36 protein-coding genes and 1 pseudogene are annotated in these 23,549 nt (G+C 33.0%); 29 read left to right on the plus strand and 8 right to left on the minus strand.

Annotated elements, in window-relative coordinates; genetic code table 11:
- Positions 1-462 carry an Asp23/Gls24 family envelope stress response protein gene (locus tag BR43_RS14135; RefSeq protein ID WP_034563053.1) on the plus strand — a complete coding sequence of 154 codons (462 nt, stop codon included), beginning with the start codon at positions 1-3 and terminating at the stop codon, positions 460-462.
- A 224-nt stretch (positions 463-686) separates the two neighbouring features.
- Positions 687-1,118, plus strand: coding sequence for a hypothetical protein (locus BR43_RS14140; protein ID WP_034563055.1), 432 nt, complete (start codon positions 687-689; stop codon positions 1,116-1,118).
- Positions 1,119-1,179: 61 nt separating this feature from the next.
- Here the strand turns inward: BR43_RS14140 and BR43_RS14145 are convergent, their stop codons facing one another.
- Positions 1,180-1,557 (minus strand): VOC family protein, encoded by a 378-nt coding sequence (locus BR43_RS14145; protein ID WP_034563058.1) that lies wholly within the window; start codon positions 1,555-1,557, stop codon positions 1,180-1,182.
- Positions 1,558-1,823: 266 nt separating this feature from the next.
- Here BR43_RS14145 and BR43_RS14150 point away from each other — a divergent pair, with 266 nt between their 5' ends.
- On the plus strand, positions 1,824-2,282 hold the full coding sequence (locus tag BR43_RS14150) for an ASCH domain-containing protein (protein WP_034563060.1): 459 nt from the start codon (positions 1,824-1,826) through the stop codon (positions 2,280-2,282).
- 50 nt (positions 2,283-2,332) lie between these two features.
- Positions 2,333-3,004 (plus strand): ribose-5-phosphate isomerase RpiA, encoded by a 672-nt coding sequence (gene rpiA, locus BR43_RS14155; RefSeq protein WP_034563062.1) that lies wholly within the window; start codon positions 2,333-2,335, stop codon positions 3,002-3,004.
- A 37-nt stretch (positions 3,005-3,041) separates the two neighbouring features.
- Here the strand turns inward: rpiA and BR43_RS14160 are convergent, their stop codons facing one another.
- From BR43_RS14160 to BR43_RS14170, 3 genes are all read right to left on the minus strand, one after another.
- Positions 3,042-4,283, minus strand: a complete 1,242-nt coding sequence (locus tag BR43_RS14160) for an MFS transporter (protein WP_034563064.1) — start codon at positions 4,281-4,283, stop codon at positions 3,042-3,044.
- A complete protein-coding gene (locus BR43_RS14165) occupies positions 4,273-4,755 on the minus strand; it encodes a hypothetical protein (RefSeq protein WP_034563067.1) in 483 nt (160 codons plus the stop codon). The genes BR43_RS14160 and BR43_RS14165 overlap by 11 nt, the downstream gene beginning before the upstream one ends.
- A gap of 391 nt (positions 4,756-5,146) precedes the next feature.
- Positions 5,147-6,034 carry an alpha/beta hydrolase gene (locus BR43_RS14170; RefSeq protein WP_034563069.1) on the minus strand — a complete coding sequence of 296 codons (888 nt, stop codon included), beginning with the start codon at positions 6,032-6,034 and terminating at the stop codon, positions 5,147-5,149.
- Positions 6,035-6,205: 171 nt separating this feature from the next.
- On the opposite strand from BR43_RS14170, the gene BR43_RS14175 reads away from it, so the two are divergent.
- The 5 genes from BR43_RS14175 (at position 6,206) to BR43_RS14195 (ending at position 10,692) form a co-directional block, all read left to right on the plus strand.
- Complete coding sequence (locus BR43_RS14175; RefSeq protein WP_034563071.1) at positions 6,206-6,694, plus strand: SRPBCC family protein; 489 nt, start codon at positions 6,206-6,208, stop codon at positions 6,692-6,694.
- A 135-nt stretch (positions 6,695-6,829) separates the two neighbouring features.
- The gene (locus BR43_RS14180) at positions 6,830-7,384 is read left to right on the plus strand and encodes an RNA polymerase sigma factor (protein ID WP_034563073.1); all 555 of its coding nucleotides are present in this window, start codon (positions 6,830-6,832) and stop codon (positions 7,382-7,384) included.
- Complete coding sequence (locus tag BR43_RS14185; RefSeq protein ID WP_034563075.1) at positions 7,350-8,780, plus strand: ECF-type sigma factor negative effector; 1,431 nt, start codon at positions 7,350-7,352, stop codon at positions 8,778-8,780. Before BR43_RS14180 ends, BR43_RS14185 begins: the two co-directional genes overlap by 35 nt.
- 149 nt (positions 8,781-8,929) lie before the next feature.
- Positions 8,930-9,613, plus strand: a complete 684-nt coding sequence (locus tag BR43_RS14190) for a MarR family winged helix-turn-helix transcriptional regulator (protein WP_051933978.1) — start codon at positions 8,930-8,932, stop codon at positions 9,611-9,613.
- A 296-nt stretch (positions 9,614-9,909) separates the two neighbouring features.
- Positions 9,910-10,692: an IclR family transcriptional regulator gene (locus tag BR43_RS14195; RefSeq protein ID WP_034563077.1), complete on the plus strand. Its 783-nt coding sequence runs from the start codon at positions 9,910-9,912 to the stop codon at positions 10,690-10,692.
- 170 nt (positions 10,693-10,862) lie between these two features.
- On the opposite strand, the gene BR43_RS20755 is transcribed toward BR43_RS14195, so the two are convergent.
- The 3 genes from BR43_RS20755 to BR43_RS19970 form a co-directional block, all read right to left on the minus strand.
- The gene (locus tag BR43_RS20755) at positions 10,863-11,039 is read right to left on the minus strand and encodes a transposase (protein ID WP_169741066.1); all 177 of its coding nucleotides are present in this window, start codon (positions 11,037-11,039) and stop codon (positions 10,863-10,865) included.
- On the minus strand, positions 11,036-11,176 hold the full coding sequence (locus BR43_RS20220) for a hypothetical protein (protein WP_169741067.1): 141 nt from the start codon (positions 11,174-11,176) through the stop codon (positions 11,036-11,038). The genes BR43_RS20755 and BR43_RS20220 overlap by 4 nt, the downstream gene beginning before the upstream one ends.
- Before the next feature lie 65 nt (positions 11,177-11,241).
- Positions 11,242-11,349, minus strand: coding sequence for a transposase (locus BR43_RS19970; RefSeq protein WP_157464047.1), 108 nt, complete (start codon positions 11,347-11,349; stop codon positions 11,242-11,244).
- Positions 11,350-11,510: 161 nt separating this feature from the next.
- On the opposite strand from BR43_RS19970, the gene BR43_RS14200 reads away from it, so the two are divergent.
- The 13 genes from BR43_RS14200 to BR43_RS14255 all read left to right on the plus strand — a co-directional run bounded on the left by BR43_RS14200 (position 11,511) and on the right by BR43_RS14255 (position 19,532).
- Positions 11,511-11,774 (plus strand): DUF3130 family protein, encoded by a 264-nt coding sequence (locus BR43_RS14200; RefSeq protein ID WP_034563079.1) that lies wholly within the window; start codon positions 11,511-11,513, stop codon positions 11,772-11,774.
- On the plus strand, positions 11,774-12,163 hold the full coding sequence (locus BR43_RS14205; protein WP_034563080.1) for a hypothetical protein: 390 nt from the start codon (positions 11,774-11,776) through the stop codon (positions 12,161-12,163). The genes BR43_RS14200 and BR43_RS14205 overlap by 1 nt, the downstream gene beginning before the upstream one ends.
- Positions 12,136-13,629 (plus strand): AHH domain-containing protein, encoded by a 1,494-nt coding sequence (locus tag BR43_RS19660; RefSeq protein WP_084679947.1) that lies wholly within the window; start codon positions 12,136-12,138, stop codon positions 13,627-13,629. The genes BR43_RS14205 and BR43_RS19660 overlap by 28 nt, the downstream gene beginning before the upstream one ends.
- A 20-nt stretch (positions 13,630-13,649) precedes the next feature.
- A complete protein-coding gene (locus BR43_RS14215; protein WP_034563082.1) occupies positions 13,650-14,105 on the plus strand; it encodes a DUF4274 domain-containing protein in 456 nt (151 codons plus the stop codon).
- Between the two features lie 58 nt (positions 14,106-14,163).
- Positions 14,164-14,733, plus strand: a complete 570-nt coding sequence (locus BR43_RS14220) for an SMI1/KNR4 family protein (protein ID WP_034563085.1) — start codon at positions 14,164-14,166, stop codon at positions 14,731-14,733.
- 38 nt (positions 14,734-14,771) lie between these two features.
- Positions 14,772-14,930 carry a hypothetical protein gene (locus tag BR43_RS19975; RefSeq protein WP_157464049.1) on the plus strand — a complete coding sequence of 53 codons (159 nt, stop codon included), beginning with the start codon at positions 14,772-14,774 and terminating at the stop codon, positions 14,928-14,930.
- A 145-nt stretch (positions 14,931-15,075) separates the two neighbouring features.
- Positions 15,076-15,333, plus strand: coding sequence for a hypothetical protein (locus BR43_RS14225; RefSeq protein ID WP_034563087.1), 258 nt, complete (start codon positions 15,076-15,078; stop codon positions 15,331-15,333).
- Positions 15,334-15,353: 20 nt separating this feature from the next.
- Positions 15,354-16,448, plus strand: a complete 1,095-nt coding sequence (locus BR43_RS14230; protein WP_034563089.1) for a hypothetical protein — start codon at positions 15,354-15,356, stop codon at positions 16,446-16,448.
- A 12-nt stretch (positions 16,449-16,460) separates the two neighbouring features.
- Complete coding sequence (locus BR43_RS14235; RefSeq protein WP_034563091.1) at positions 16,461-16,985, plus strand: hypothetical protein; 525 nt, start codon at positions 16,461-16,463, stop codon at positions 16,983-16,985.
- 174 nt (positions 16,986-17,159) lie between these two features.
- Entirely contained in the window at positions 17,160-17,765 is a 606-nt protein-coding gene (locus BR43_RS14240; RefSeq protein WP_245617870.1) for an EndoU domain-containing protein, read from the plus strand.
- An 18-nt stretch (positions 17,766-17,783) separates the two neighbouring features.
- On the plus strand, positions 17,784-18,095 hold the full coding sequence (locus tag BR43_RS14245) for a hypothetical protein (RefSeq protein WP_034563092.1): 312 nt from the start codon (positions 17,784-17,786) through the stop codon (positions 18,093-18,095).
- 229 nt (positions 18,096-18,324) lie between these two features.
- On the plus strand, positions 18,325-19,047 hold the full coding sequence (locus BR43_RS14250; protein WP_211252930.1) for an HNH endonuclease: 723 nt from the start codon (positions 18,325-18,327) through the stop codon (positions 19,045-19,047).
- Between the two features lie 17 nt (positions 19,048-19,064).
- Positions 19,065-19,532, plus strand: a complete 468-nt coding sequence (locus BR43_RS14255) for a DUF6985 domain-containing protein (RefSeq protein WP_034563094.1) — start codon at positions 19,065-19,067, stop codon at positions 19,530-19,532.
- 31 nt (positions 19,533-19,563) lie between these two features.
- On the opposite strand, the pseudogene BR43_RS20485 reads toward BR43_RS14255, so the two are convergent.
- A pseudogene (locus BR43_RS20485) lies at positions 19,564-19,668 on the minus strand (IS5/IS1182 family transposase); the annotation flags it as partial.
- 148 nt (positions 19,669-19,816) lie between these two features.
- On the opposite strand from BR43_RS20485, the gene BR43_RS19275 reads away from it, so the two are divergent.
- The 7 genes from BR43_RS19275 (at position 19,817) to BR43_RS20350 (ending at position 23,544) form a co-directional block, all read left to right on the plus strand.
- Positions 19,817-20,191, plus strand: a complete 375-nt coding sequence (locus BR43_RS19275) for a hypothetical protein (RefSeq protein ID WP_051933979.1) — start codon at positions 19,817-19,819, stop codon at positions 20,189-20,191.
- A gap of 30 nt (positions 20,192-20,221) precedes the next feature.
- Entirely contained in the window at positions 20,222-20,374 is a 153-nt protein-coding gene (locus tag BR43_RS19985) for an SMI1/KNR4 family protein (protein WP_342668061.1), read from the plus strand.
- Positions 20,375-20,617: 243 nt separating this feature from the next.
- The gene (locus tag BR43_RS14270; RefSeq protein ID WP_034558808.1) at positions 20,618-21,019 is read left to right on the plus strand and encodes a hypothetical protein; all 402 of its coding nucleotides are present in this window, start codon (positions 20,618-20,620) and stop codon (positions 21,017-21,019) included.
- A 23-nt stretch (positions 21,020-21,042) separates the two neighbouring features.
- A complete protein-coding gene (locus tag BR43_RS14275) occupies positions 21,043-21,348 on the plus strand; it encodes a hypothetical protein (protein ID WP_034563096.1) in 306 nt (101 codons plus the stop codon).
- Positions 21,349-21,388: 40 nt separating this feature from the next.
- Entirely contained in the window at positions 21,389-22,066 is a 678-nt protein-coding gene (locus tag BR43_RS14280; RefSeq protein WP_034563099.1) for a DUF5081 family protein, read from the plus strand.
- Positions 22,066-22,383, plus strand: coding sequence for a hypothetical protein (locus BR43_RS14285; protein ID WP_034563101.1), 318 nt, complete (start codon positions 22,066-22,068; stop codon positions 22,381-22,383). Before BR43_RS14280 ends, BR43_RS14285 begins: the two co-directional genes overlap by 1 nt.
- Positions 22,384-23,544 carry a hypothetical protein gene (locus BR43_RS20350; protein WP_211252931.1) on the plus strand — a complete coding sequence of 387 codons (1,161 nt, stop codon included), beginning with the start codon at positions 22,384-22,386 and terminating at the stop codon, positions 23,542-23,544.
- Positions 23,545-23,549 lie beyond the last annotated feature (5 nt).

Consider the following 23,549-nt stretch of genomic DNA (forward strand, 5'->3'; position numbering starts at 1 on the left):
ATGGTAGAAACAATTAATGGAACAACAGGAGCAGTTCAAACGCAAGAAACTCACACAAATTCATTAACTTATGAAGATCAGGTAGTTAAAAAAATTGCTGGGATTGCTACAAGTGAGATTTCAGGTATTCTTTCAATGAGTGGTGGCTTCATTAGTGATTTGACTGATAAATTTAGAAGCAATGGGGACATTACAAAAGGAATCGATGCAGAAGTTGGGGAAAAACAAGTAGCCTTAGATTTAAAAGTTATTTGTGAATATGGTAAAAATATTCCTGAAATTTTCCAACAAACAATTAGCAAAGTTAAAAAACAAATTAAAGATATGACAGGTTTAGATGTTGTTGAAATCAATATGCATGTTGATGATGTAATGACTCGTAAAGAATTTGATGCAAATAATAATTCTAAAGCGGAAGAGAAAACTCCAGCGAAACCAGTAAATAATGATAGAGTTCAATAAAACGAATTAGCTAGTTAAAAATGAGAGTCGTGTTAAAGTGAGATAGTTAGTTCGCTTTAACAGGCTCTTTTTGTTATTTATTTTAATAAAAGGAATAAATTTATTTATTAAAAATTGTTTTGCTATTTACGCTTAGACAGATAAACGGTATAATCCTTAATAGAGGCTTTTGACGAATAGATTAGAAAACAGCCAAATACAATCAGATAGATTAGGAGAAAATCATGAAAGCAAATATTAACTATTATGCTCAAGCAGTAAATACAGCAATTACAGATACAGAAGAGATTGGTGAATCATTAAATCCCCATTTTGAAGTTTTAAAAGAAGCGTTAGACCAAAATAAGGTGACTGAGTTGTCAGTTGAACAATTAACAACAATTAAAGAAAAATTTGCCGAAGGAACTGAAAAGTACCGTGGTATCAACACTATTCTAGTTGGATTAAAAGCACCAGTCAAAGTTTTGGGTGTCCATAAGCAATTATTAAAATCCTACAGTGAATTTATTCGTGGGTGTCAAGAAATGACTGACAGTATCGATGCTGAAAAGCAAGCTGTGGATACAGAGGTATTTACTAGTTCTGAGGCCGTGCAAGATGTTTCTTCAGACAGTATGATGAAAACTATTCAACGTATTACGAAGATTTTATTCTAAAATAAAAAAACGGAATCTAGAGGATAAGTTAGTTATCCCTTAGATTCCGTTTTTCCATTCACTAGATTTCTCTGATAGCAAAATAATTGCCTTCAATATCTGCAAAGTTAAAGACTTTCATGCCTTCCATTTCTACCAAATCACCAACTGTGATATTTTTTTTCTTAAAATCATTGTACGTAGTTTCTAAGTCAAAGCTACTGAATAAAATAGAGGGCGTTCCCAAATTTAATTCTGGTTGTAATTTTTCAATTAAGGCTCGATTGTGTAAGACAAAACTTGTATCTGTTCCTTCACGAGGAGCAATCTCAATTGAAAATCCACCATGCCCGTTGCTTGTTTCTCCAACTTTAACAAATCCAACTTGATTTACCCAAAAATCTGCAATGCTTCTTTGATCTTGCACGTATAACATCACTTGTCCGATTGACTCAATCATTTGATAACCTCCGAATCTTCATAGGAAGAAGTTTTTATTTGAACTAGCTTTAATTTGACTTAAGTATACTGAGTTTCTTCAAATTAGCCAAAAGATTTGACTTGTAAGTAGAGGTATTTTTTTAATGAGGATGATTTTAAGAAGTATTTCACTTAAAAACTAGCAAAATATGATACAATAAATAATGTCTTAAATAAAATTTAATCTTTCAACGGAATGGATTTATTTTTATAAAAGTTGAATAAGCGATAAGGTGTGGAAGACTAATGGAGAATGAATCAGCTAATAAGTTGTGGGAAAATTTTAGAATGCAGAACCCAAGTGCTCCTTTAACTTGTGAAGCGTGGTCCTTTGGAAATACTAAGGAAATGGCTGATGAGTTAGCTGAGCTAGTTTTAGAAGGATTAAAAACAGCAACTAGTAGTGCTTTTTGTTTTTACGAAATAGATAATGAACCAGTACCAAAGGTAGGCGACTATTCGATTGTGTTAAATGGCAATGATGAAGCGATCGGAATTATTCAAAATCGTAAAGTAACGATTTTAGCTTTTGATGAAGTTTCAGAGGAAATTGCGATTGAAGAAGGCGAAGGCGATCGTACGTTAGAGTATTGGCGTAAAGTTCACGAAGAGTTTTTTAAGCGAGCCTTTGAGGAATATGATCAACTTTTTTCAACAGATATCATGGTTGTGTGTGAGCAATTTGAGCTAGTTTATGCAGCATAAATAAATGAATAGAAACTAGGAATCATCTAATCTAGGAGGAATGGAAGAAAATGAATTTGAAGCAAATGGTTGGCGAAAAAGCCGCAGAGTACGTTAAGGATGGTATGGTTGTTGGGTTAGGAACAGGATCCACAGCCTATTATATGGTTGAGGCTGTAGGTAGAATGGTACAAGAAGGAATGTCGATTATTGGTGTAACGACATCTAGTCAAACAACAGAACAAGCTGAAAAATTAGGTATTCCTCTAAGAAGTGTGGATGAAGTTGATGTAATTGATTTAACGATTGATGGCGCGGATGAAATTAGCCGTGATTTTCAAGGAACTAAAGGTGGCGGTGGTGCCTTGTTATTTGAAAAAATTGTCGCAGATTATTCAAAAAAAGTAATTTGGATTGTGGATGAAAGTAAAATGGTTGAAGAACTTGGGGCTTTCCCTTTGCCTGTTGAGGTCATGCCTTATGGTAGCTTACAATTATTCAGAATTTTTGAAAAAAAAGGCTATAAACCTGCTTATCGTTTAGATGAAAATGGTGAAAAGTTTGTAACCGATGGTGGACATTTGCTGATTGACTTGGCGATGGGAACGATTGAAAAACCTCATGAATTAGCTAGCTGGTTAGACAGCTTAACCGGAGTTGTGGAACACGGTCTTTTCTTAGATCGCGTGAACACCGTTATTGTTGGCTATCCAGAGGGACCAAAAGTGTTAGAAGCACGTTAATTAACTAGTTAAACCTTCAAAAGTTAGACATAATAGTCTAACTTTTGAAGGTCTTTTTAATTTCAATAGGTTTAATTTTGTCGAAATGTTCTAGTTGATAAATGGATTTATTTAGAAAGTAGATGATTGCTGTTATCCCTAAGGCAAAAGCGTTAAATGACATGACAACTTTTAAAGGAAGTACGGCTATTAATACCCCACCTAATAAAGAACCGATGGGCATTGCGATTGTAATAATTGAATTTACAGAAGTATTAATTCTACCTAAAAGCTGCGGAGGAGTCATTAATTGGAATAAAGAGGAGAAGATGATATTGTATCCTCCCATGCACAAATTAGCTAAGAAAATAAAGAAATAAGCCAAATAGGGTGTAGGACTGATGATTGTTAAGAACCACATAACTCCATTAAAAAACAAACCAAAAGTCAGAATTTTTCCTGGTAATGACTTTTCCTCTATCTTGTTTATAAGAAGGGCGCCAATCATGCTACCTGCCCCACTAAAACTCAGTAAAAGTCCATAAGTTGCAGGAGATGTCGAGAGGCTATTAGCAAAAAAAGGTAAAGAAACCATATTAATTGCAGTGAAAAAATTTAAAAAAGCCAAGGGTAGAACCATTAATCGAATTTTAGATTTTAAGACAAAATGCAATCCCGCTTTTAAATCTTGCTTGTAGTTAGCTAACTTAAAAGATTTTTTGTGTTGAACAGTTAAGGTTAATTTCAAAGAGCGTATCAGCAGTAAAGGAACTAGAAAAATAAAAAGATTTATCCCATAGATCATTGAAACCGTACTAATAGCCAAAAGAATTCCAGCTAGTCCATCAAATAAAGAATTGGTCATCTTATAGGCAATGCTAAACAATGAATTCGCTTTTACGATTTCATGATTCTCAACAATTTGAGGAATCACTGTTTCTTCAACTGGATAGGTTATTGAAGATGCTGTGGCCGATAATAGCAATAAGATCAGTAATAGGGGGATGTTGACTAGATTAAAAGTAAATAATAAAATAAGGACTAAATGAACGATAATTTGGATTAAAGTAGAGACCGTTAGAATTTTTTTGGGATTAAAATTATCGATAAAAGGACCAAAAAATAGTAATAATGTTTCTGGGAGTGTAAATAAAAATACGACTAAGCCAACATAAAAAGAACTAGTAGAATGGTTAGCTATATACCACATAGTTACAATAAAAAAGATACTATCACCAATATTCGTAAAGATACCAATTGAAAAAATTGATTTAAAATTTTTATTTGTTCTAAGAATCATGTTCACCTCCCATAGTTATAATTTTATTGTAAAGGATATTAAAATCGTTACTACTAGTATCTAATAAATAGTTGATACCTTTTAATTTATCTAAAGATTCATTTAGGTAAACATCAAGTAATCCACAATTGCTAAATTCCATACCTTGTTGATCTAGTTTTAATCCTGATCGAGAGTTAATTAATATAAGATTTTTTATATGTCCCAGTCGATCTAATAGTATTGAAAAATCAAAATATGAACCAAGTAAACTTGAATCAAATACAATAACTTTTAATGAGTTCTCTTTTTGTTTAGAACTTTTTTGACTGAACTCCTCGACAGTGGTTTTATCAAGAGTAAAGGTAGTTTGAACTGGTTCTAAAATAAAAAAATTATAGTTTGCCAAAGGCTTGTTATACAACATATAGTCCATATGCATATTTTTTCTGTATTCATTTAATAGTGAAATGGATTCAAAATAACCAATCATCTAGAATTAAATCAACATCAAAATTATTTTGATTTTCCATATTATCACCTCCGTTTATTTGATATACTATACAATGTAAATCAAATTATAATCTGAATCAAGTTAATTTTTAATTCAAATGAAATTAAAAATTAATAAAAAGTATTGATTATAATTATATAGAAAAGGGAATTATTTATGAAAAAGATAACATTAGGAGCAAGTAATAGTGATACTTATTTAGTTGTGTTAAGTCAATGTTATTCTCACGGGAAATGCTAAAAATTTATTATGTAATTTAAAAATAAGCATTGATAAGTATGTTGAATAGTGGCATTATTTTCTTATAAAAAATCGCGACTCAAAAAAAGTTAGATACAAAAATCTAACTTTTTTGAGTTTTGATATAATGTTAGTCATTCCATAAAAATTTTTGAACTAAGCGATCAACCTTGAGATTTTCATGTAAAAGGCTATGTGCAGCCCAAAATCCCGTAATCGCTACTTCCTGATAATTCTCTGATGGAAAGATAAATTTGGCACTTAAACCACTATCAACAGCTACCGCACCATCACTGCGACTCCCGTCATCTAAATCACCAACAATATTTAGAACGTGCAACTGTTTTGGAATAGAATCTTGTCGCTCTTTTAGTTTCTTAAAATAAATTGATTCTTTTTTAGGTCCAGTTGAACTTAAATCATAGTCGGTCACTCCGTCATCCCCAATGGCGGAACCATTAAATGGGGTACCAAGGGCAACGAATTTATGGATTTCTGGGAAGGTTTCTTGATTATAGAGGTATTCAGTAAAGTAAGTAAAATCTAATCCACCATAAGAATGACCAATGACATCTATTTGATTAATATGATAAGTATTTTTCAATTCTGCCATAGCACTCGATAGCCATTTAACATTTTGTTTGAGCTTTGCTGTATTATCTTCAAATTCAATCCGAATCATTGGATGCTTCATGGCTGGATCATAAACACCAGAAGTTTGGAGTGAGCCATCTTTTTGAACTCTTAAAACAAGTGAAGGCGTGGCTATATTTTCGATGCTATAACGTAAATCAGTTGTAAAAAAAGTCCATTTAGAACCAGAATATCCATGAATGAGAACCGTGGGAATTGAATTGGTAGGCTGCTCTTCTTGGGTAGACATAGCCGTAAAAAAATGTTGAAGTCGATAATAAGTAGGGGCTAGTAAAGTTGTTTGTGTGCCAATAAAAAATAAAATAAGAATGGAAATAATTAGACTTGCCACTTTGAAATTACGTTTTTTTTGTTTAATAGACATCAGAGTCACCTTCGTTTCATGCTTATATAGTAGCATATTTTTTTGAAAATTCAATGAAAAAAGATCAAGGTAAAATGAAAATAAGAGTAATCGTATTTAGTTGATTTTATTCTAATTTTTTGTGTTAAAATAGCGGAGAAACGAAATCATAAAAAAGTGAGGGTTATGCTGATGAAAGAGAGAATTGAAGCGCAGGAAGATGCGACAATTGAAGCATCGTTTGACTTGTTTTTAGACGTAGATCAAAAAACGGCATGGGAATTATTAACTACAACAGAAGGTTTGCAAAAATGGTTTAATGAGTTGCAAATTGGCGAATTAGGTGCTACAGGCTTTCTAGAATTTATTATGACTCCAGAGGAAAAAATCACTATGCCGATTCTAAGCTATCAACCGCAGGAAGTTATTGGTTTTCAATGGGATCAAAATCAAGTATTGTTTCATATAGAAGGTGTGAAACCGCAACAAACAAAATTAACTTTTAGAGAAATTATAACAGCAGTCAATGGGCATACCGGTCGGGATATTGCTGGTTGGAAGATGTGCCTGCATAAATTAATGCGGGTTAGTCAAAATAAACCTTATGTATTTAATCAAGTCGAATTTGATCAAAGTGCTCTTCGTTATCAAAAAGAGTGTGAATTTCTAGCTGAAACCTAGATTGAAAAATAAGTGTTGATGGAAAACCATCAATGCTTATTTTATTATAAAGAAATCTACCTACATACGTTTTTTCTGAAAAATGTCACAAAAGCTTACTCCCCATTCGTTATATATTTTGAAAGGAGGAATTAGATGCGGTCCGTAAAGAATCATTATCAAAAAATGGAAGAATTATATCAACTATATGAACAAAAAATATACTACGTAGCTTACTCGATTTTATCGAATGTCCAGCAAGCGGAAGATATTACACAAGAAACATTCATTACTCTGTATCAAAATTTAGAAAAAATCAGTCTGTTAGATACTCATGAGCTAAAGAGTTATATTTTAAAAATTGCGAAGAATAAAGCGATTGACAGTTATCGAAAAAATCAACGGCAAGCTTTATTCATTGAAGAATATCAAAAAGAAGTGAACGAAGCAGAAACAAGTACGAAAAATCAGGAACAGTATTTAATGTCTGAAGCACAAATGGATACGCTACTAAGTACACTGAGCGACTCCTATAAAAAGGTGTTTAAATACAAAATATTTTATGGATTAAACTATCAAGAAACCTCTGAATTAATGGGGATAACCGAGGCGACAGCACGAAAACAATTTGAACGAGCCAAAAAAAGAGTGATGAATATTATAGGAGGGAGTCCAAATGACGAATTTGAAGAGCTCAAAAAAAATAGATGAACTAGCAGAAAAAATTGCATTAGAGGATTTTGATAATATAGAGAAAAATCATGAATTTTCAGACACGTACCAACAGAAAAGAAAGGTTTTTATGAGAGACATTAGAAAAAATAGCCAATCAAAAATAAAACATAATAAGAAAAAAATGATTAGTGTAGCCGCCGCAATTTTATTTATTGCCATACCAACAACTGTTTTTGCAGCAACTAAAATTTATGATAGTGTAGTGAAGCAACAAAAATATGAAACAAGGATTTCATTAATAAATAAAGATGACAAGAAAATAAATAAAGAGTATCAATTGGTTATAGCAGATTTACCTGAAAATATGGAAGCTATGAATAATGAGTCCTTAAAATATTCATTTAAAGATAACTATGGTAAAGGTGGATTTTCATTTTTATTGTGGCGGGTGGGCAAAAAAAATGAGTTTATTGCTGAAAACACAAAGGATTATGTAGAAAAAGAAATTAATGGTAAAAAGGCAATTATCGTTAATGTAGATAACGGAATAGAAAAGCTTTCCTTCAATAAACATATCTATCTAGTTTTTGAAGAGGAAGGAATTGTTGTAGAAAGTTACGTTGGTAGCGATGTTTCTGATGAACAAATGATGGCTGTTTTAGGAAGTATTTCTTTTAAACCAACAACAAAGGAAGTAGCTTCTTATATAAGAGACTATGATTCAGAGCGTTCAACCAACCAAATTCCAGCATCAGTAGCTGATCGTAAGATTGTTCCCTTGGAAAAAGAGAGTAAAAAATTATTTAAAGTTGGTCAAAAAATTCCAATAACAACGTTTGAAGGGAGTAAGTTAGACTATACAATTGAAAAAGTTGAAGTTTTTGATTCACTTGTCAATTTCAAAGAAGAAAGTTTTAATCCTTTTATTCTAGAGCGTTTAAATGAAGCGAATGCAATGGATCAAGCTAAAAATTTAATTCCTTATCAAAGAAGTGAATTTAAAGCTGGCGATGGCAAAAATACAATTAATGAATTAACCAATAAAACGTTAATCAAACCAAAATTTGTGTTCATAACAACTTCAGTTAAAAATATGAAAACAAAAGCAACTGAAGAGATTTATATGACGCCATCTTTAGAAATACTAAAATCAGAAAAAAATGGTTGGACTTTTGCACAAAAAAATGGAACGTTTGAAAATGGAATCAAAACTGGCGAAGTCGATTATTTAGAACCTGCCGGTGAAGGAAAAGCCTTTTATAATATTGGGAGACTCGCTCCTGGCAAAACAATAACTATCAAATTAGGTTATCTTGTGGATGAAGATAAGCTGGATTCAATGTTTATTGATGCATTTAATAATCAAGGGATGGATGATAAAAAAGAAGATTTAAATGCTGAAAAATACACTTGGATTGATATTCGTCAATAATAGTAAAGCGCGTAAAATTTGAATTTTATGCGCTTTTTTTACTACTTAAAATAAATAAATTAAAAATAGTTGACATTTTTGTAAGGTACCTGTATTATATCGTGTATAAGGTACCTTACTAAAAAATGAAAACAGAGGAGCATGACATTATGACTGAAAATACAAACAATAATACCCAAGGAAAACACACATTAACTGAGCAATTTAGACAATTGAATAAATTACAACACTTCTATTTTGGTAAAAAACGTATGGAGGCTTTTGGTAGAAATCCGCAACGTGAACAAGGTCGCGTATTAGTTATCATCAAAATGCAACCAGAAATTAGTCAAAAAGAATTAGCTTATTTATTGGATATGCACCCACAGGTCTTAAATGAGCTGTTGGCTAAACTAGAAAAAGATGATTTAATTACTCGCGTTTCAAGTGAAGAAGATCAACGCAGTATAAAAATCACGTTAACAGATGCCGGGTTAAATGCAATCAATCAAGAATCAGAATCAACAGATGAAGCAACAATCTTTGCTGTTTTATCTGTTGATGAACAAGTCCAATTATCTGAATATATAGAACGCATCATTAATGAACTAGATAAAAAAATGCCAAAAGAAGAAATCGAAAATTTTAAAGCTAAAATGCAACAAATGCGTCATGGTAAAGGGGATTTTCCTGAAAGAGGTCGAGGTGGTCATGGTCATTCATTTAAAGGGGAACATAGTCCACGTTTTAATAGAGGTGAGAGTGATGTTCATAAGTTTGATAGAAGAGCGGACCCATTCTTTGCTGCGGGTTCAAGCTTTGAGAGATTTTCTTTTGATCAAGAAAATAGCTAACTAAATAAAAATAAAAGGAGTTGATGGTTATGATTGCCATTTGTTTATGGATAGTTTATACTTACAAATTATCCAAAGAATCCCCTGTAAGTGCATAATTAGCAAACAGGAGTATTAAAATTAGCTAGTCAAAAAGCAGCTAGTTTTAATACTACATACTACTCTTTAAAAAATAACTTTTTATGGTTATAAGAAATTTTTCTCGCATCTTTTAATATTTAACGGTATACTGAATTTCTAAATAGGAAAGAATAGTTCTTCTTACTAAATTAATTTAGCTAAAAGGATGAGAATAGATGACAACTGAAAAACAACCTTATGGAACAGTCTTAATTAAAGCATCAAAAATCGTTGATTTTCTCTCAGAGAGTAAAAATCCGCAACCTTTAAATATGATTGCCAAAGAAACAGAAATGACTAGTCCAACGACTTTAAAAATCTTAGATACATTGGTCTTAATTGGCTATGTAAAAAAGGATTCAGATACGAAAAAGTTCAGCTTAGGTCCAGCGTTAATTCGCTATGCTAATCAATATTTGGCGAATTTAGATTTGATTAAAATCAGTTATCCTTACCTAAAACATTTGCAAGACCAATTCGATGAAACGGTTCATCTAGGAATGTTAGAAGGGGATAAAGTGATGTATGTAAATAAATTGGAAACTAAGAAAACAATAACATGTACAAATTCACGCATTGGAATCAGCACACCTTTATACAGTTCAGCAATGGGCAAATCCTTGTTAGCGGAGTACCGTGGAAGTGATCTTAAAACATATTTAGACCAAATTGAGTTACGCTCGTTTACTTCAAATACCATCACAGACAAAGACGTATTGATGAAAGAAGTCATTGAAGCACAAAAAAAGGGGTATGCCTTTGATGATGAGGAAAACGAGAATGAAGTTTTTTGTATTGGTAGTTCTCTAGTATTAGACGGCGAAATCTATGGCGCTTTTAGTATCAGTGTGCCAAAATATCGAATTACTGAGGAAAGTAAAAAAGAGTTTGCTAGAGAAGTTTTGGAAACAAAGAAAAATATTTTAGCAGAATTGCAACAGATGAAAAATTTTATGTAAGAAAGTTAGCAAGTGAATAAGGTAAATAATTGGACTCTTTGTCAATGAGGACGGATGAGTTACTTTTGTACTCTTATTTAAATTTAAAATGGCTCTACGTCAAATGGTGTTGATGGGTCTTCTTCAAGAGAATAAAATCGGTTTGGTTTAAGCAGTTTGAGAGGGAACTTTCAAGCTGCTTTTTGCGTGGTGCGACAAGCCAGTAAAATTCTTGGTCTTAGACTGGAGAAACTGCGGTAACTAGAAGCAATGGGCTTTAAGGTTTTGATTTTGTTGAGGGTTTCCAGAGGACCGCTGGAGTAAGGCAATTGGAACGTAGGGGCAATCCGATGTTTATGCTTCTTCAAGGTATGGTTTTTAGCTCTTCTGATACTTGGGTAGGAATCGCATGTAACAACGCTTCAAAGGACGCAAAATCCTTTTGTTTAAAGGTATAAAAAAGATCTTGATCATACAAATAGCTGGCTTTTGATTCCTCATCCAACGTCAGGAGATAGTCGGTGAAATTCAAGGTGTTGGAATCCTTTAAAAACAAGCGCCAATACCGTTTTAACACTGAACGATATGAAAAGGGTCAATCACGGTTTTCGCGTTTGGAAAAAGCTTTTGAATGACAATGAAATAATATGTTGATGTGCAATATAAAAAATCTATCATATAAAAACTTAGTAAACTGTTTTTGATAAAATAGACAAGATACTATATAAAGTGTTATTCTATTTATAGAAGAACATTTATTTTTTTATAAATGGATGGGAAGTAAAGATGTAAAGAATTAGATGACCATGTATGAGTCTGCAAATTAAAGGAGAATAATCATGACAGGACAAGTATCTACAAATAAGGAAGTGGTTTCAACTCTTACTAAGGGAATGAAACAACCAGTAAAAGAAGTGGATTTTTCATTACAAAATTCTATTTCTTATTCAAATAGTACAGCTGTAAGTAAATTAAAAAGCTGTCTCTCTACGTTAAAAAATGGAACGAAAGAATTTAAAAAAGATGTTGAAGTGGACGTTGGAAATTTAGTGAAAATTCATGAAGCCATTCAGAAAACGGACCAGGAATTAGGGAGGAAGTAATGAATCATCAAAAAGAAGTTAAGAAAAGTAGTCGACAATTAAATGAAGAGTATTTAGATGCGGAAGCAGGTGTACAACGATTAAATAAAGCTAGAAATACGATTGATATCGCTTATTTAGATTTTCAGAAATTTGCAAAACAAGAGCGTGAAATTTGGGAAAGATTGGCTACTTTAAGCAAAGGAACAGAGGCTGAACGTTCTGTTTATCAAGAATTAGATTCTTTAGATGAAGAACAGCAGATGTTCAATCGTGTATTATCCAATGGAGAAGAAGAATTGGATCAAACAATCACTGACAAAACAGCTCAAAGAAATCAATTAGAAGAAGCGACTGTTCAAGCTAGAAAAGAGGAAACTGAATGCCAAAAATCGACTACCAAGAATTAAAAAGTTTGTCAGATGAGCTGACTGCTCTGCGTCAAACCACCGTGTCTCACTTGGAAGATTACGAACAGTCAAATGATGCCTTCACTAGTGATACTATCTTGACTGGAACAGCATGGGATTCCGGTAAAAGGTATCATAAGAACTATAAAATCATTTCCAAGAGCATCTTTAATGCCCTTTATGATAGTGATGATGCGCTTAAAGCATATCTTTCGGCCTTCAAAGGAGTTGTTGGTGAAGCTGAAAATCGTTTAGATACAGATGAATTAGTTGAGTTGGAAAATGAATTGCGTAGACTACAGACTCAAAAATTAGAGTTTATGGAAGCCATGGCTGAAGTTTTTAAAGATGTTCCGATTTTAAAAGATTTTTTTGCACAAAATACGATGAATGGTACAATAAAAGAAATTGAACTGTTAAAAAGATATGAGTACTTTGAAAACACGACACAAGGTAGCTTTGATGAAGTCTATGAAACCATCGTTGCTATTACTGAAGCTCTTGCCTTTATGGGAGAAAGTAAGAACTTTGCAGGAGGTTCAAAGGGCTACAATGAAGTGGATTTTTCCTCACTGGGCTGGCATCAACAACTAGATAAATACAATCAAGCAAACGAAGAAGACCATTATGAAATCAGAGAAACTAAAACCAAATATGGCACCTTTTATCAGGTGTTAAAAAATGGGAAGGTACAAAAAGAAGCCTCCGAAGCCTTACAATCTTCCGAATTACTGGATGCGCTGGGTGGAATGGCTAAATTGACTCCTGAAATCTTGAAAATATTAGTTGGCTTAGATGATGTCGAAATCTTATTAGATGATGGCTCCACTAAAGTTCAAAAAATGGGTGCGGGTTTTTGGTTATTGTTAAGTGTCTTACCGCCAGACAAGATCAAGGATATCCTTAAGAGTGCCAAACTAGCAAAAAAATCAGGAAAAGCATTAGATGGTATTCATATTACCGAGAAACAATGGAAAGAATATAAGGCGTTAGATAAAAGTGCAACTACACTTGGAAGGTTAGTTCCTGGTGAGGTTGGTAAAGTTACAGGTGGGAGCTCAACCAAGTTAGGGAAAAATTTATTAGAGTCAATGGGGCTAAAAAAATCGGGGAAATGGTCAGGATACCAAGCACAGCACATAATCCCTTCCGAATTAGGCAGTCATTCTGTTATTAAAAAAATGGGAATGGATTTAGATGATGCGACTAATGGTATATTTTTAAGAGTTCCTGATGATGCATCCAGTGCAATGTCCCGGCATAGAGGGTATCATTCAACATATAGTGAAGTAGTAAAAAGACAGCTTGATAAAATTGATATAAATTTGTCGCCTCAAGAATTACAAGAACAGGTTGCTAAATTACAGCAGAACTTAAAAAAATTACAAGAGAGTGGTTTGCCTTTGTATCCTAGCCAAGGAGCCACTGTTGAAATGTGGGAAAGATATTTGACTAAACTTAATTAAAATGTGAGGAGTTAAAAAAAATGAATGATAAAGAAAAAGAGATTATAAAAAAAATACTTTATAATGAAGACTCTGTGGATAAAAAAAGGTTAATTAAAGAAATAAATAATCCAGAACAATTATTTTCACTTGTGGAAAACTATAATTGGAATGACGGATTTGAAATTCCTAAAGAAGTAATTGAGAATGAATTTTGTGATTTAAGTACGGCATTGTTAACTTTTTATTTAGCTGACGGATACAGACTATTAGAAGACAGAAAATCCTTTGAAAATAAAGATTTACCTCAATGGGGAGCATTTATTAAGGATTTATTTAATCGTATTCAATCGAATAAATTTAATGAAAGTAGAATAAAATATAAGCCGGAATTAAACAAAGTACAAAAATATAAACTCATGAAGTCAAATCCTGATGTACTCTCTGTTTTTTTTGAAGGTATTGATGGAGAGTTAACAGATACTAATATTGAATAAAGGAATTTGAATCAGACTCTATTCATAATAGTTAATTTAATTAATAGGGGCAAAATAAATGTTAAAAATAGTTAAATTTGATAATACAGATGTATCTAATGAAGTTAGTGACTTTGAACAGAAGTATGATTTGCAATTACCTGATTCGTACAAAAAATTCTTATTAAAGTATAATGGTGGGAACACTCCAAAATCTACATTTAAAATTAATGGGGTATCTAGTGATATAAGAGCTTTTTATGGCTTTAAGAACGCAACTAAAGAGTATAACTTTTCCTATCTAGTAGAGATGAGCTACTTTGAAGAACTTTTAGAAAATCACTATCTACCAATTGCAACAGATAGTTTTGGGAACCAAATAGTTATTACTATAAGCGAAAAAAATAATGGTGAAATTTATTTTTTTGATAGCGAAAAAAGTGAATATGAGTATCTAACAAAAACATTAGAAGATTTTTTTGATAATGTGAAAAGTAAAAAATTTGTTGTTAGAAGTATTGAAGAGAGAATAAACGGAATGAAAGAGTCGGATATTGATATTGAGGTAGATGAAGAACTACTAGGATTATGGCAAAGCGAAATTGATAAGTATTTAGATGGTAAGCAAGAGAAGGTTTTATTGGATTAATAATAAGATAATTCTAGCATACGAGGGGGTTATTAGAGATGGAAGAAAACAAAACATTTCATTCAATAGTGTTCAAAGATTTAGAAGAAATTAATCAAAGAAAACAACAAAAGGTTGTAGAGTTAGATGATAAAAAAAAGGAAGTTGCGTTAAAAAATATTTTAGATATTATGGCCTTTTTTGGAGATAAATCTTAACTAATGATTTTTAAGATGAACAAAAATTCTATAAATAATGACCTTTGAAACAATACTAATCACAAATATATATTATCCTTATGAACCAATCCTAGATCGTTTTAGGATTGGTTCTTTTTATCTATCCAAAAGAAGGAGGAAAACAATGAGTAGTCATTTTAGGAAAGAGTATTTTTGTGATTGGCTGATGGTAAATGAAGGTCTTATTTTAGAGGAGGATTGTGTGAAAGAATCAGTTGATATACTGCTTCATGAGGAACTTCCCTTCATTTTACAATCTATCATAAGAACTATAAAATCATTTCCAAGAGCATCTTTAATGCCCTTTATGATAGTGATGATGCGCTTAAAGCATATCTTTCGGCCTTCAAAGGAGTTGTTGGCGAAGCTGAAAATCGTTTAGATACAGATGAATTAGTTGAGTTGGAAAATGAATTGCGTAGGCTACAGACTCAAAAATTAGAGTTTATGGAAGCCATGGCTGAAGTTTTTAAAGATGTTCCGATTTTAAAAGATTTTTTTGCACAAAATACGATGAATGGTACAATAAAAGAAATTGAACTGTTAAAAAGATATGAGTACTTTGAAAACACGACACAAGGTAGCTTTGATGAAGTCTATGAAACCATCGTTGCTATTACTGAAGCTCTTGCTTTTATGGGAGAAAGTAAGAACTTTTCAGGAGGAACAAAGGGCTACAATGAAGTGGATTTTTCCTCACTGGGCTGGCATCAACAGTTAGATAAATACAATCAAGCAAACGAAGAAGACCGTTATGAAATTAGAGAAATTAAAACCAAATATGGGACCTTTTATCAGGTTTTAAAAAATGGGAAGGTACAAAAAGAAGCCTCCGAAGCCTTACAATCTTCCGAATTACTGGATGCGCTGGGTGGAATGGCTAAATTGACTCCTGAAATCTTGAAAATAGTAGTTGGCTTAGATGATGTTGAAATCTTATTAGATGATGGCTCAACAACTGTTCAAAAAATGGGTGCCGGTTTTTGGTTATTGCTAAGTATTTTACCGCCAGACAAGATTAAGGACATCCTTAAGAGTGCGAAGCTCGCAAAAAATTCAGGAAAAGCATTGGATGGTATTCATATCACGGAGAAGCAGTGGAATGAGTATAAGGTGTTGGATAAGAAAGTCAGTGGGGTTAAGGTACCTGATGTTGAGATCAATAATCCATTATCAAAAAGAAATATTAAGCACATACAAACTAGGCATAATGTTGATTCAATAAATTCTCAAGCAGAATATTTATCAGATGCTCAACTGGCTGAAAAATTAAAAGATCAATCTTTTTTTAATTCTAAGTGGACGACCGATGAGATAACAAAATATTCAGAAATTGCTTATAATGACTTGTTAAATCAAGGGAAAACAGGTGGTTTGTTTGAGTATTCGATAAATGGAGAGAAATTGAATGTTTATATTCATAATGATGGAACATTTGGAAGTGTTTATGGAAACCACACATATTCTGTGCAGGATATACGGAACTTTATGAAGTAGAGGGGGATTGAAATGTTTAAAATTAAGTATAAAATTTTTGATGATTCAGAAGATGAAATTGAGGGAAATGAAATTCATGGAGAAATAGGATATTTTCAGCTAATAGTAGGAGATAGTGAATATGGTGCTTACCTCGATAAAGAAGTGGATATCGTATCTGTATCTATCTATTGGTGGATGAGATATTTTGTAGAAGCTACTTTGAAGCTAAGAGAAGAAAATCCTATATATATTAGTGATATAGAGACGCCAAGAGTATGGATTGAGCTCGCAAAGCAAGATGACAATACAATAATTATTAGTAAGATAGAATCTCCAAAATTAGAAGGTTCTTCTGCAATTGAGTCGGAAAATAAGATTGAGAAGAAAAAAATTGATTGGGAAGAAAAAATTAATTTTGAAGAGTATAATGTGGAATTAATTAGTGCATTTGAAAAATATTTGAATGATTTGAAAACTCTAAATATACAAGAGAACTGTTACATTGAAGAACTAGAAAAGTTATTGAATCAGTTGAAAAATAATGAAGATATTTAAATGATTTCGAGAAAATATCTCAAAGATCATTAAGAAATTATCTTTTTAAAAGCTATTTTGCTAGATTCTGAATAGTGTTTTACGGATTAGAAGAGTTATTCCTATCTTTGAGCCAGTTCTAAGAGTTAGTAGGATTGGTTCTTATTAGATGATGGCTCCACTAAAGTTCAAAAAATGGGTGCTGGTTTTTGGTTATTGCTAAGTATTTTACCGCCAGACAAGATTAAGGACATCCTTAAGAGTGCCAAGCTCGCAAAAAAATCAGGCAAAGCATTAGATGGTATTCATATCACGGAGAAGCAGTGGAATGAATATAAGGTGTTGGATAAGAAAGTCGGTGGTGCTAAGGTACCTAAGATTGAAATTTCAGAACAAAGTTTGAAACATGCAAATGTCGGAGATTTTACTGTTAATCCTTCTACAGGGAAAGTGTCCAAAATGAAAGGTGGCGGGCATGGTCAATCTAACATTGATTTTCTAAAGGAAAATGGGTTTGAGGTAAATATTGAAAAAACGTACCCGAATGGTGTTAGAACTGGAAATATACCAGACCATAAAGTTAAGGCTAAAAGAACTGGAAACAATCAATCTTGGTTTCCTGAAAATTGGACGAATAAAGATATAGAGAGTGCCGGACAACATATTGCTAACCACCCAAACTTTGTAGGTGCTAAGGATGGGGAAGCTATTTTTGGAGAGTTTAATGGTGTACGAGTTGGGGTAATAAAAACTGATGGAAAGCCTGCAACTATATTTCCAGATGCGACCAGACAACCATAAAATTTTAGGAGGAAAATCATGGAATTAAAAAATGAGATGGCAACTATTTTAAAAAAAAGAAAAAGTTTAAATATAAATGATGATTTTGGAATAGAAAAGTGCTGGAACGAAATGACAAAATTTTTAACTCAGAATGAAGATGAAGCAATAGATTATCTTAATGAGTGTAACGAGGATGATTTATATTATATCAGTGAAATTTTTGAAGATATATCTGAGAAACTTCAAAGTGAGAGATTTATTGCTTGCTTAAGAAATCTTGATAAAAAATTTCCTGAGTTAGATATGACCAAAGACATTGATATTGCTGAGAGTTATATTGAAATATAAATAAAAAAGCATTTTGTTATTCGATTGGTGTCGGATAGTGATATTGAGGTAGATGAAGAACTACTAGGATTATGGCAAAATGAAATTGATAAGTATTTAGATGGTAAACAAGAGAAAATTTTATTGGATTAAATATATATATGTAAAAATTAAATTGTTTGCTTTGAGCCAGTTCTACGAGTTAGTAGGATTGGTTCTTATTAGATGTTGGCTCAACAACCGTTCAAAAATGGGCTCTAGTATGTGGCTATTGTTAAGTGTCTTACCACCAGATAAGATTAAGGATATCCTTAAGAGTGCGAAGCTAGCAAAAAATTCGGGTAAAGCATTAGATGGTATTCATATTACAGAAAAACAGTGGAAAGAATATAAGGCGTTGGATAAGACAGTTGGTGGTGCTGTTGATGATATTCCTACAGCTTTTAAACAGACCGAATTTGCTAGTACTTACGAAGCTCGTTTAGGTCAAACTCCTGCACTCGGAAATAAAAAAGTCCAGTTTGTAGGGGCTCGTGGAGAATCACTCTCTACTCTAAAACCACCGCCAGACGCTAAGTTGGAAAGTATATTAAAAAATGCAGGAGTAGAAGGTGTATACTATAAAAATGGGGTCCCTGATTTTTCACCATTTTCTAAAGCAGAAATTGAAATTGAGTACATGCTTGGTGGAAAAGGTGCTTTGGGCAGTAAAGCCAGAGATTTCAATTTTCAACAAGCAAATTCAAATTTGGCTAAACAGCTAAATGATTCTCCAAATTTAGCTAAAACATTTGGTATGGAATCTGGCAATATAAAACCAAGAGACATTGAAAAATATAGGGTACAAAATAATTTGACATGGCATGAATTAAATAATGGCACGACAATACAGCTTGTACCTTCAGAAATTAATAGTACATTTGGCCATATCGGTGGTGTAGGTGAGATAAATGCAGGTGCATTTGTAAAATAGGAAAGGAAGTATTTTAGATGAAAATTAATGATGAAGTTTTTGGTGGGTTAGAATTTGATTATTCTTGGTTTAAAACAAGTAAAATTGATTTTTATAATAAAGAAGTTGAGATAGTTATTTTAGTTGCAGGAGATGAAGAAGCAGATTTTGAAAAAGAGCAATATGAAGCCTATAAAATGTTAATAAAAAATTGGGTGGATATTCAAAAAATATTTTTATCCCCTATTTTAGATTATTATCAAAATAAAAGAGAAGAGCTAGGGTATGATATTGAATTAAATGACAATTATCCTGAAATAGTGACAATAGAAGAAATATTGGAACATATTACATTAGTTGGAATAAAGGTTCCATATGGAGAATTATATGGCGGAAGAAGCATAGGCATAAGTTTTGACTGTACATGGGATTCGGAGAATGAAATAGGTATAAGATTGAGCGACGAAAAAGTGATAGAAGTAGGCTACCAAGATGTAGCAATATAAAAATATTTACTAGAGCGTATCTGAAAAGTAATTTAATCCATAAAGTGATTGCTGCTAAATTGATAAATGCCAGAAAAGAAGTCGCTAGTTTATTATAACGGGTAGCGATTCGACGAAAAATTTTGAGCTTATTAAAAAGCATTCAATGATTATAATAGAGTACAAAATTCTGGTGGAAATTATATAGACGATACAGGTGCTTTTCCAAGTAATGCAAATCGACAAGATGTTAGAGAACTACCCCATTTTTATTTTTAAAATTAAAATTAATAAGGGGAATAACTATGAATAAAGAAAATAAAATCGAACAAAACTTGGCTTCTTTTGATTTTATAGATAGCATAATAACAAAATTATATTATGAAGAGAACCTAACGGATTTAATTATAGAGGTTGATTATTTTTGGACTGAATTAGACACAAATGAGTTAATTAAATTAGAAATTTTTAATTGTCTGAGTTTAAATTATGAGATTCCTGAAAATCTATATGAGAGTAACAATGGAATGTTAAATTTGAGTCAGTTTACTATTCAAAAAATAGAATTTAGTATAGAGAAAAATCCTACATTAAAGATATTCACTTATGATTATAATAAACCGTTGTTAGCTCTTACTTTTATGAACTTATCAATTTCAAGAAGTGAGATACAACCTTAACTATTAAAACTCCTAAACGTTTTTTATGGAATAGATGATATGTATGACAATTTACAAAAAAATATTGATTTTTCAGATGAATTACTTGAAGTTGGTTTTCTTCCAATAGCTGACGATTCAGGAGGGAATCAACTATGTATCGGCATATCTGAAAAGCATTATGGAGAAATTTATTTTTGGTAACATGAGCTTGGAAATGAAAATGAGTTAGAAAATCTATTTTATGTTTCTGATAGTTTCATTAATTTTCTGAACAGCTTGCATGATTAATAAAATAGTTCTTAAGACCTAACTGGTTTTGAGAGCTTATTTTAGGTTATTTTTATAGAATATAAATTAAAATCATCAAAATAATAAAAAGGCGTGTAATTGTAGTAGTAGTTGTGATAATATATATATATAGTTATTTTAAAAGGAGAGAAGAGTATGTATTTTCAAACAGTGGAATACAAAGAAAAACGAGATGCGTATGAATCCTTAGAAACAAAGCTAGCAACTCGATTTGATAACCAAACGAACTATTTAAAAGCGATTCAATCAATGGTTAGTAACGTGAATAAAATGAACTTTTCGGCAGAGTCTGAGGGTCTTCCTAATCAAGATTCAGTCGATAAATTTATGGAATTAAATGGAGAGCTTTCGAGTTTAGTTGATGTCCAGCATCGACAAGCTGAGTCACTTTACTATGCTTCTACAGTAGCGAGAGAGAAATATGAAGAATACAGTGGGCTTTATCAGGCAGAAAAGAAACGTGAAGAAGACTATAATGCAGAAGAAGCGAGAAAAGCAGAAGAGAAAAAGCGTGAGGAACGTGAAAAAATGAACTAAAACAGATTCGGAAAGGAGAACAGATGAGTGATGTAAGAATTAAAGGAGGGGCATTAGCTGATGCAATTGCTACTTCTAAAGAGTTAAAAGAAGCCTTGCACCAATCTTTGAAAACGATTCATACCTTAGAAGGCATTTCATCAGGGTCCGATCGTACCTGGACTGGAGAGTCAAAATCTATCTATTTAATGTACCTAAACATTTTATTGAAAAGCCATCAAAAGCTCGAAGAGATTGTCAAGGTTCAAGATAAAGCCTTGCGAGCGTTGAAGAAGGATAGTGCCAGCATGGATAAAGGTGCCACTATGGCGATGATTCGATCAATTTGATGCGTTTATAAAATAACAAACGTGATCAAGGAGGGGAAAGATGAAAAAAGATGTTTTTTCAGCACAAGAAGTATATGTGCTGATGGATATTTTAGGGGGAACTGAGTTATTTGGGTTCCCAGAACTGTATTTAGTTGGTTTAACGGCACTAGAAAGTAGTGAAGTCGGGGTTGAAAGACTACAAAAGAAACAGATCGTTACGAAAGAAAACCAGTTAACCTCTATTGGAATGACTCTATTGAAAATTTTAGAACGTTATTGTGAAAGTGAAACGTATGTGATGGTTGAAAATCATTTCCTCGTTCCAGATGAAAAAGAAACGATTTGTCTAGAAAAAGTACAAGAAGGCTATCGACTCTCTGTTTTACCAGGGAAAGCGTTATTAGAAAAGTTGTACCATGAGTATGAGCTAGTTCGACGAGAAGCAACTGAGGAAGAATTGACATTTAAGAAGCAACGCCTGCGTCGTTCAGAGTTGAGACAATTAGGTTTAGAAGAAGCAGAATTTCAAGTAGCTCCTCTTTCTATCGGGAAAGTTAGTCCGACAGAATCTGGAATCAGCAAAGAAGAATGGGTCTTTTTTGAGTTAGAAAATCAACTGTACGCTGTCTCTCCTTCCGAAGAATATGTGTATAAAATGAGTCACTATTGGTTGACTCACTGGTTGGTAGAAGAATTAAAGGTACCCTATGAATTGCCAGAAGGAGTGACAGCCTAATGGGGAAAATTCAAGTTAATCCAGATGAATTAGCCGATATTCAAACCTTCTTAAAAAAAGCAGTGACGCAGTTAGAAGTTGCCTATAAAGCCGCAGAGAAATTAGAGCAGATTGATTTTTATGAAGCAGGGGATGCCATGGGACAGATTGGCATGTATCCAGTGTTAACACAGCACGTTGCAGGTTTGTTGGGACATTATCAACGAGTAGACGAGTATGTGAAATTTACAGGAGAGACCTTTGTGGAGCTGGATGAAAGTTTAGGAAGAGGAATCGACGAACCAGGGGAAAAAGTTCCTGGTGGGAGGATTTTATAGATGGATGTGGGGTATAATGAAGAAGACTGGTTGAATAAAATCCAAGCCACTCAATGGTTAGGCTCAGATGGTGCCAATGAAGAAGGCTTGTCTGTGGTTGAATTACTAAAGAAAGCGGCGAGAGAGATTGAGAAAGCCGAGGATGACATTGCGAGATATGACAAAGATTACGTCATCCGTTTAGATGTGCGCCAGTACCCAAGTCAGTACGATGTTTGGGGTGAAAAAATGTACTGGCTGCAGCAAGCTGTGACGAAGATTCCAGATGAATTGTCTAGTAGTATAGATTATCCTTTTTTACAAAGCATGGATCAATTTGTGGAAAAGCTCAGTCATTTTGATATTGCATCTGAAACGACACCGGCTAAAGTAGCGATTCCCAACCCGAATTATTCAGCAGATGGAATGGATCGAAATGGATCGCTTCAACAGGTTAGCTTAACGGATTTAATGTACCGAAAAAGCCCACTGACAACGTACATGAAGGCTGAGTATCTTGCACTCCAACAAGAGTCGGGTGTAGGATGTACGTATGAGGAATATGAAGCGTTGGCCTTTGCGAGTACAGCGTTTGAGTACACGTCTTTCAATGAAAAGAAAACAAATTTAGTAGTCAATACCGTGGTAAATGGAGCGGTATTGGCTATCGGAGCGGCATTGCCATGGAAAATAGCGATGGGATTAGGTTTGGTTTCAGGTAGTGTGAACAGTTATGAATCAATCTCTGGAAACACGATTGGTGGCCGAAAGTTAAGCGGAAAAGAGCGCATTTTGCGTGGAGTATTTGGCACATTGGATCTTGCATTAGCGGGGTATAGTGGTGTGAAAGGGTTTAGGAATAGAGGGAGTAAGGTTCCTGAAATTCCTGAGAAAGCTGGTGGAGCTAACCTTAACAAATTAAAACCTAATGAAATTAATAATATGTCGTTAGATGAATTAAGGAATAGTATCCCCGATGATTGGCAAATTTTTGAAAATAATGGTCGTGTTCACATTAAAGATTCTTTTGGTACTGATAGAGTTAAAATTGATCCACCTGATAAAGTAACTAACTATGATCATATGCATATTTTTGATGCTGATAGAAATCCATTAGATATAAATGGAAATATAATAAATAGAAAAAGTCCAGATGCTCATATTCCTTGGACAAAGAAATAGGAGGA

The sequence above is a fragment of the Carnobacterium gallinarum DSM 4847 genome, assembly GCF_000744375.1.
GTDB classification, from domain to species: Bacteria; Bacillota; Bacilli; order Lactobacillales; family Carnobacteriaceae; genus Carnobacterium; species Carnobacterium gallinarum.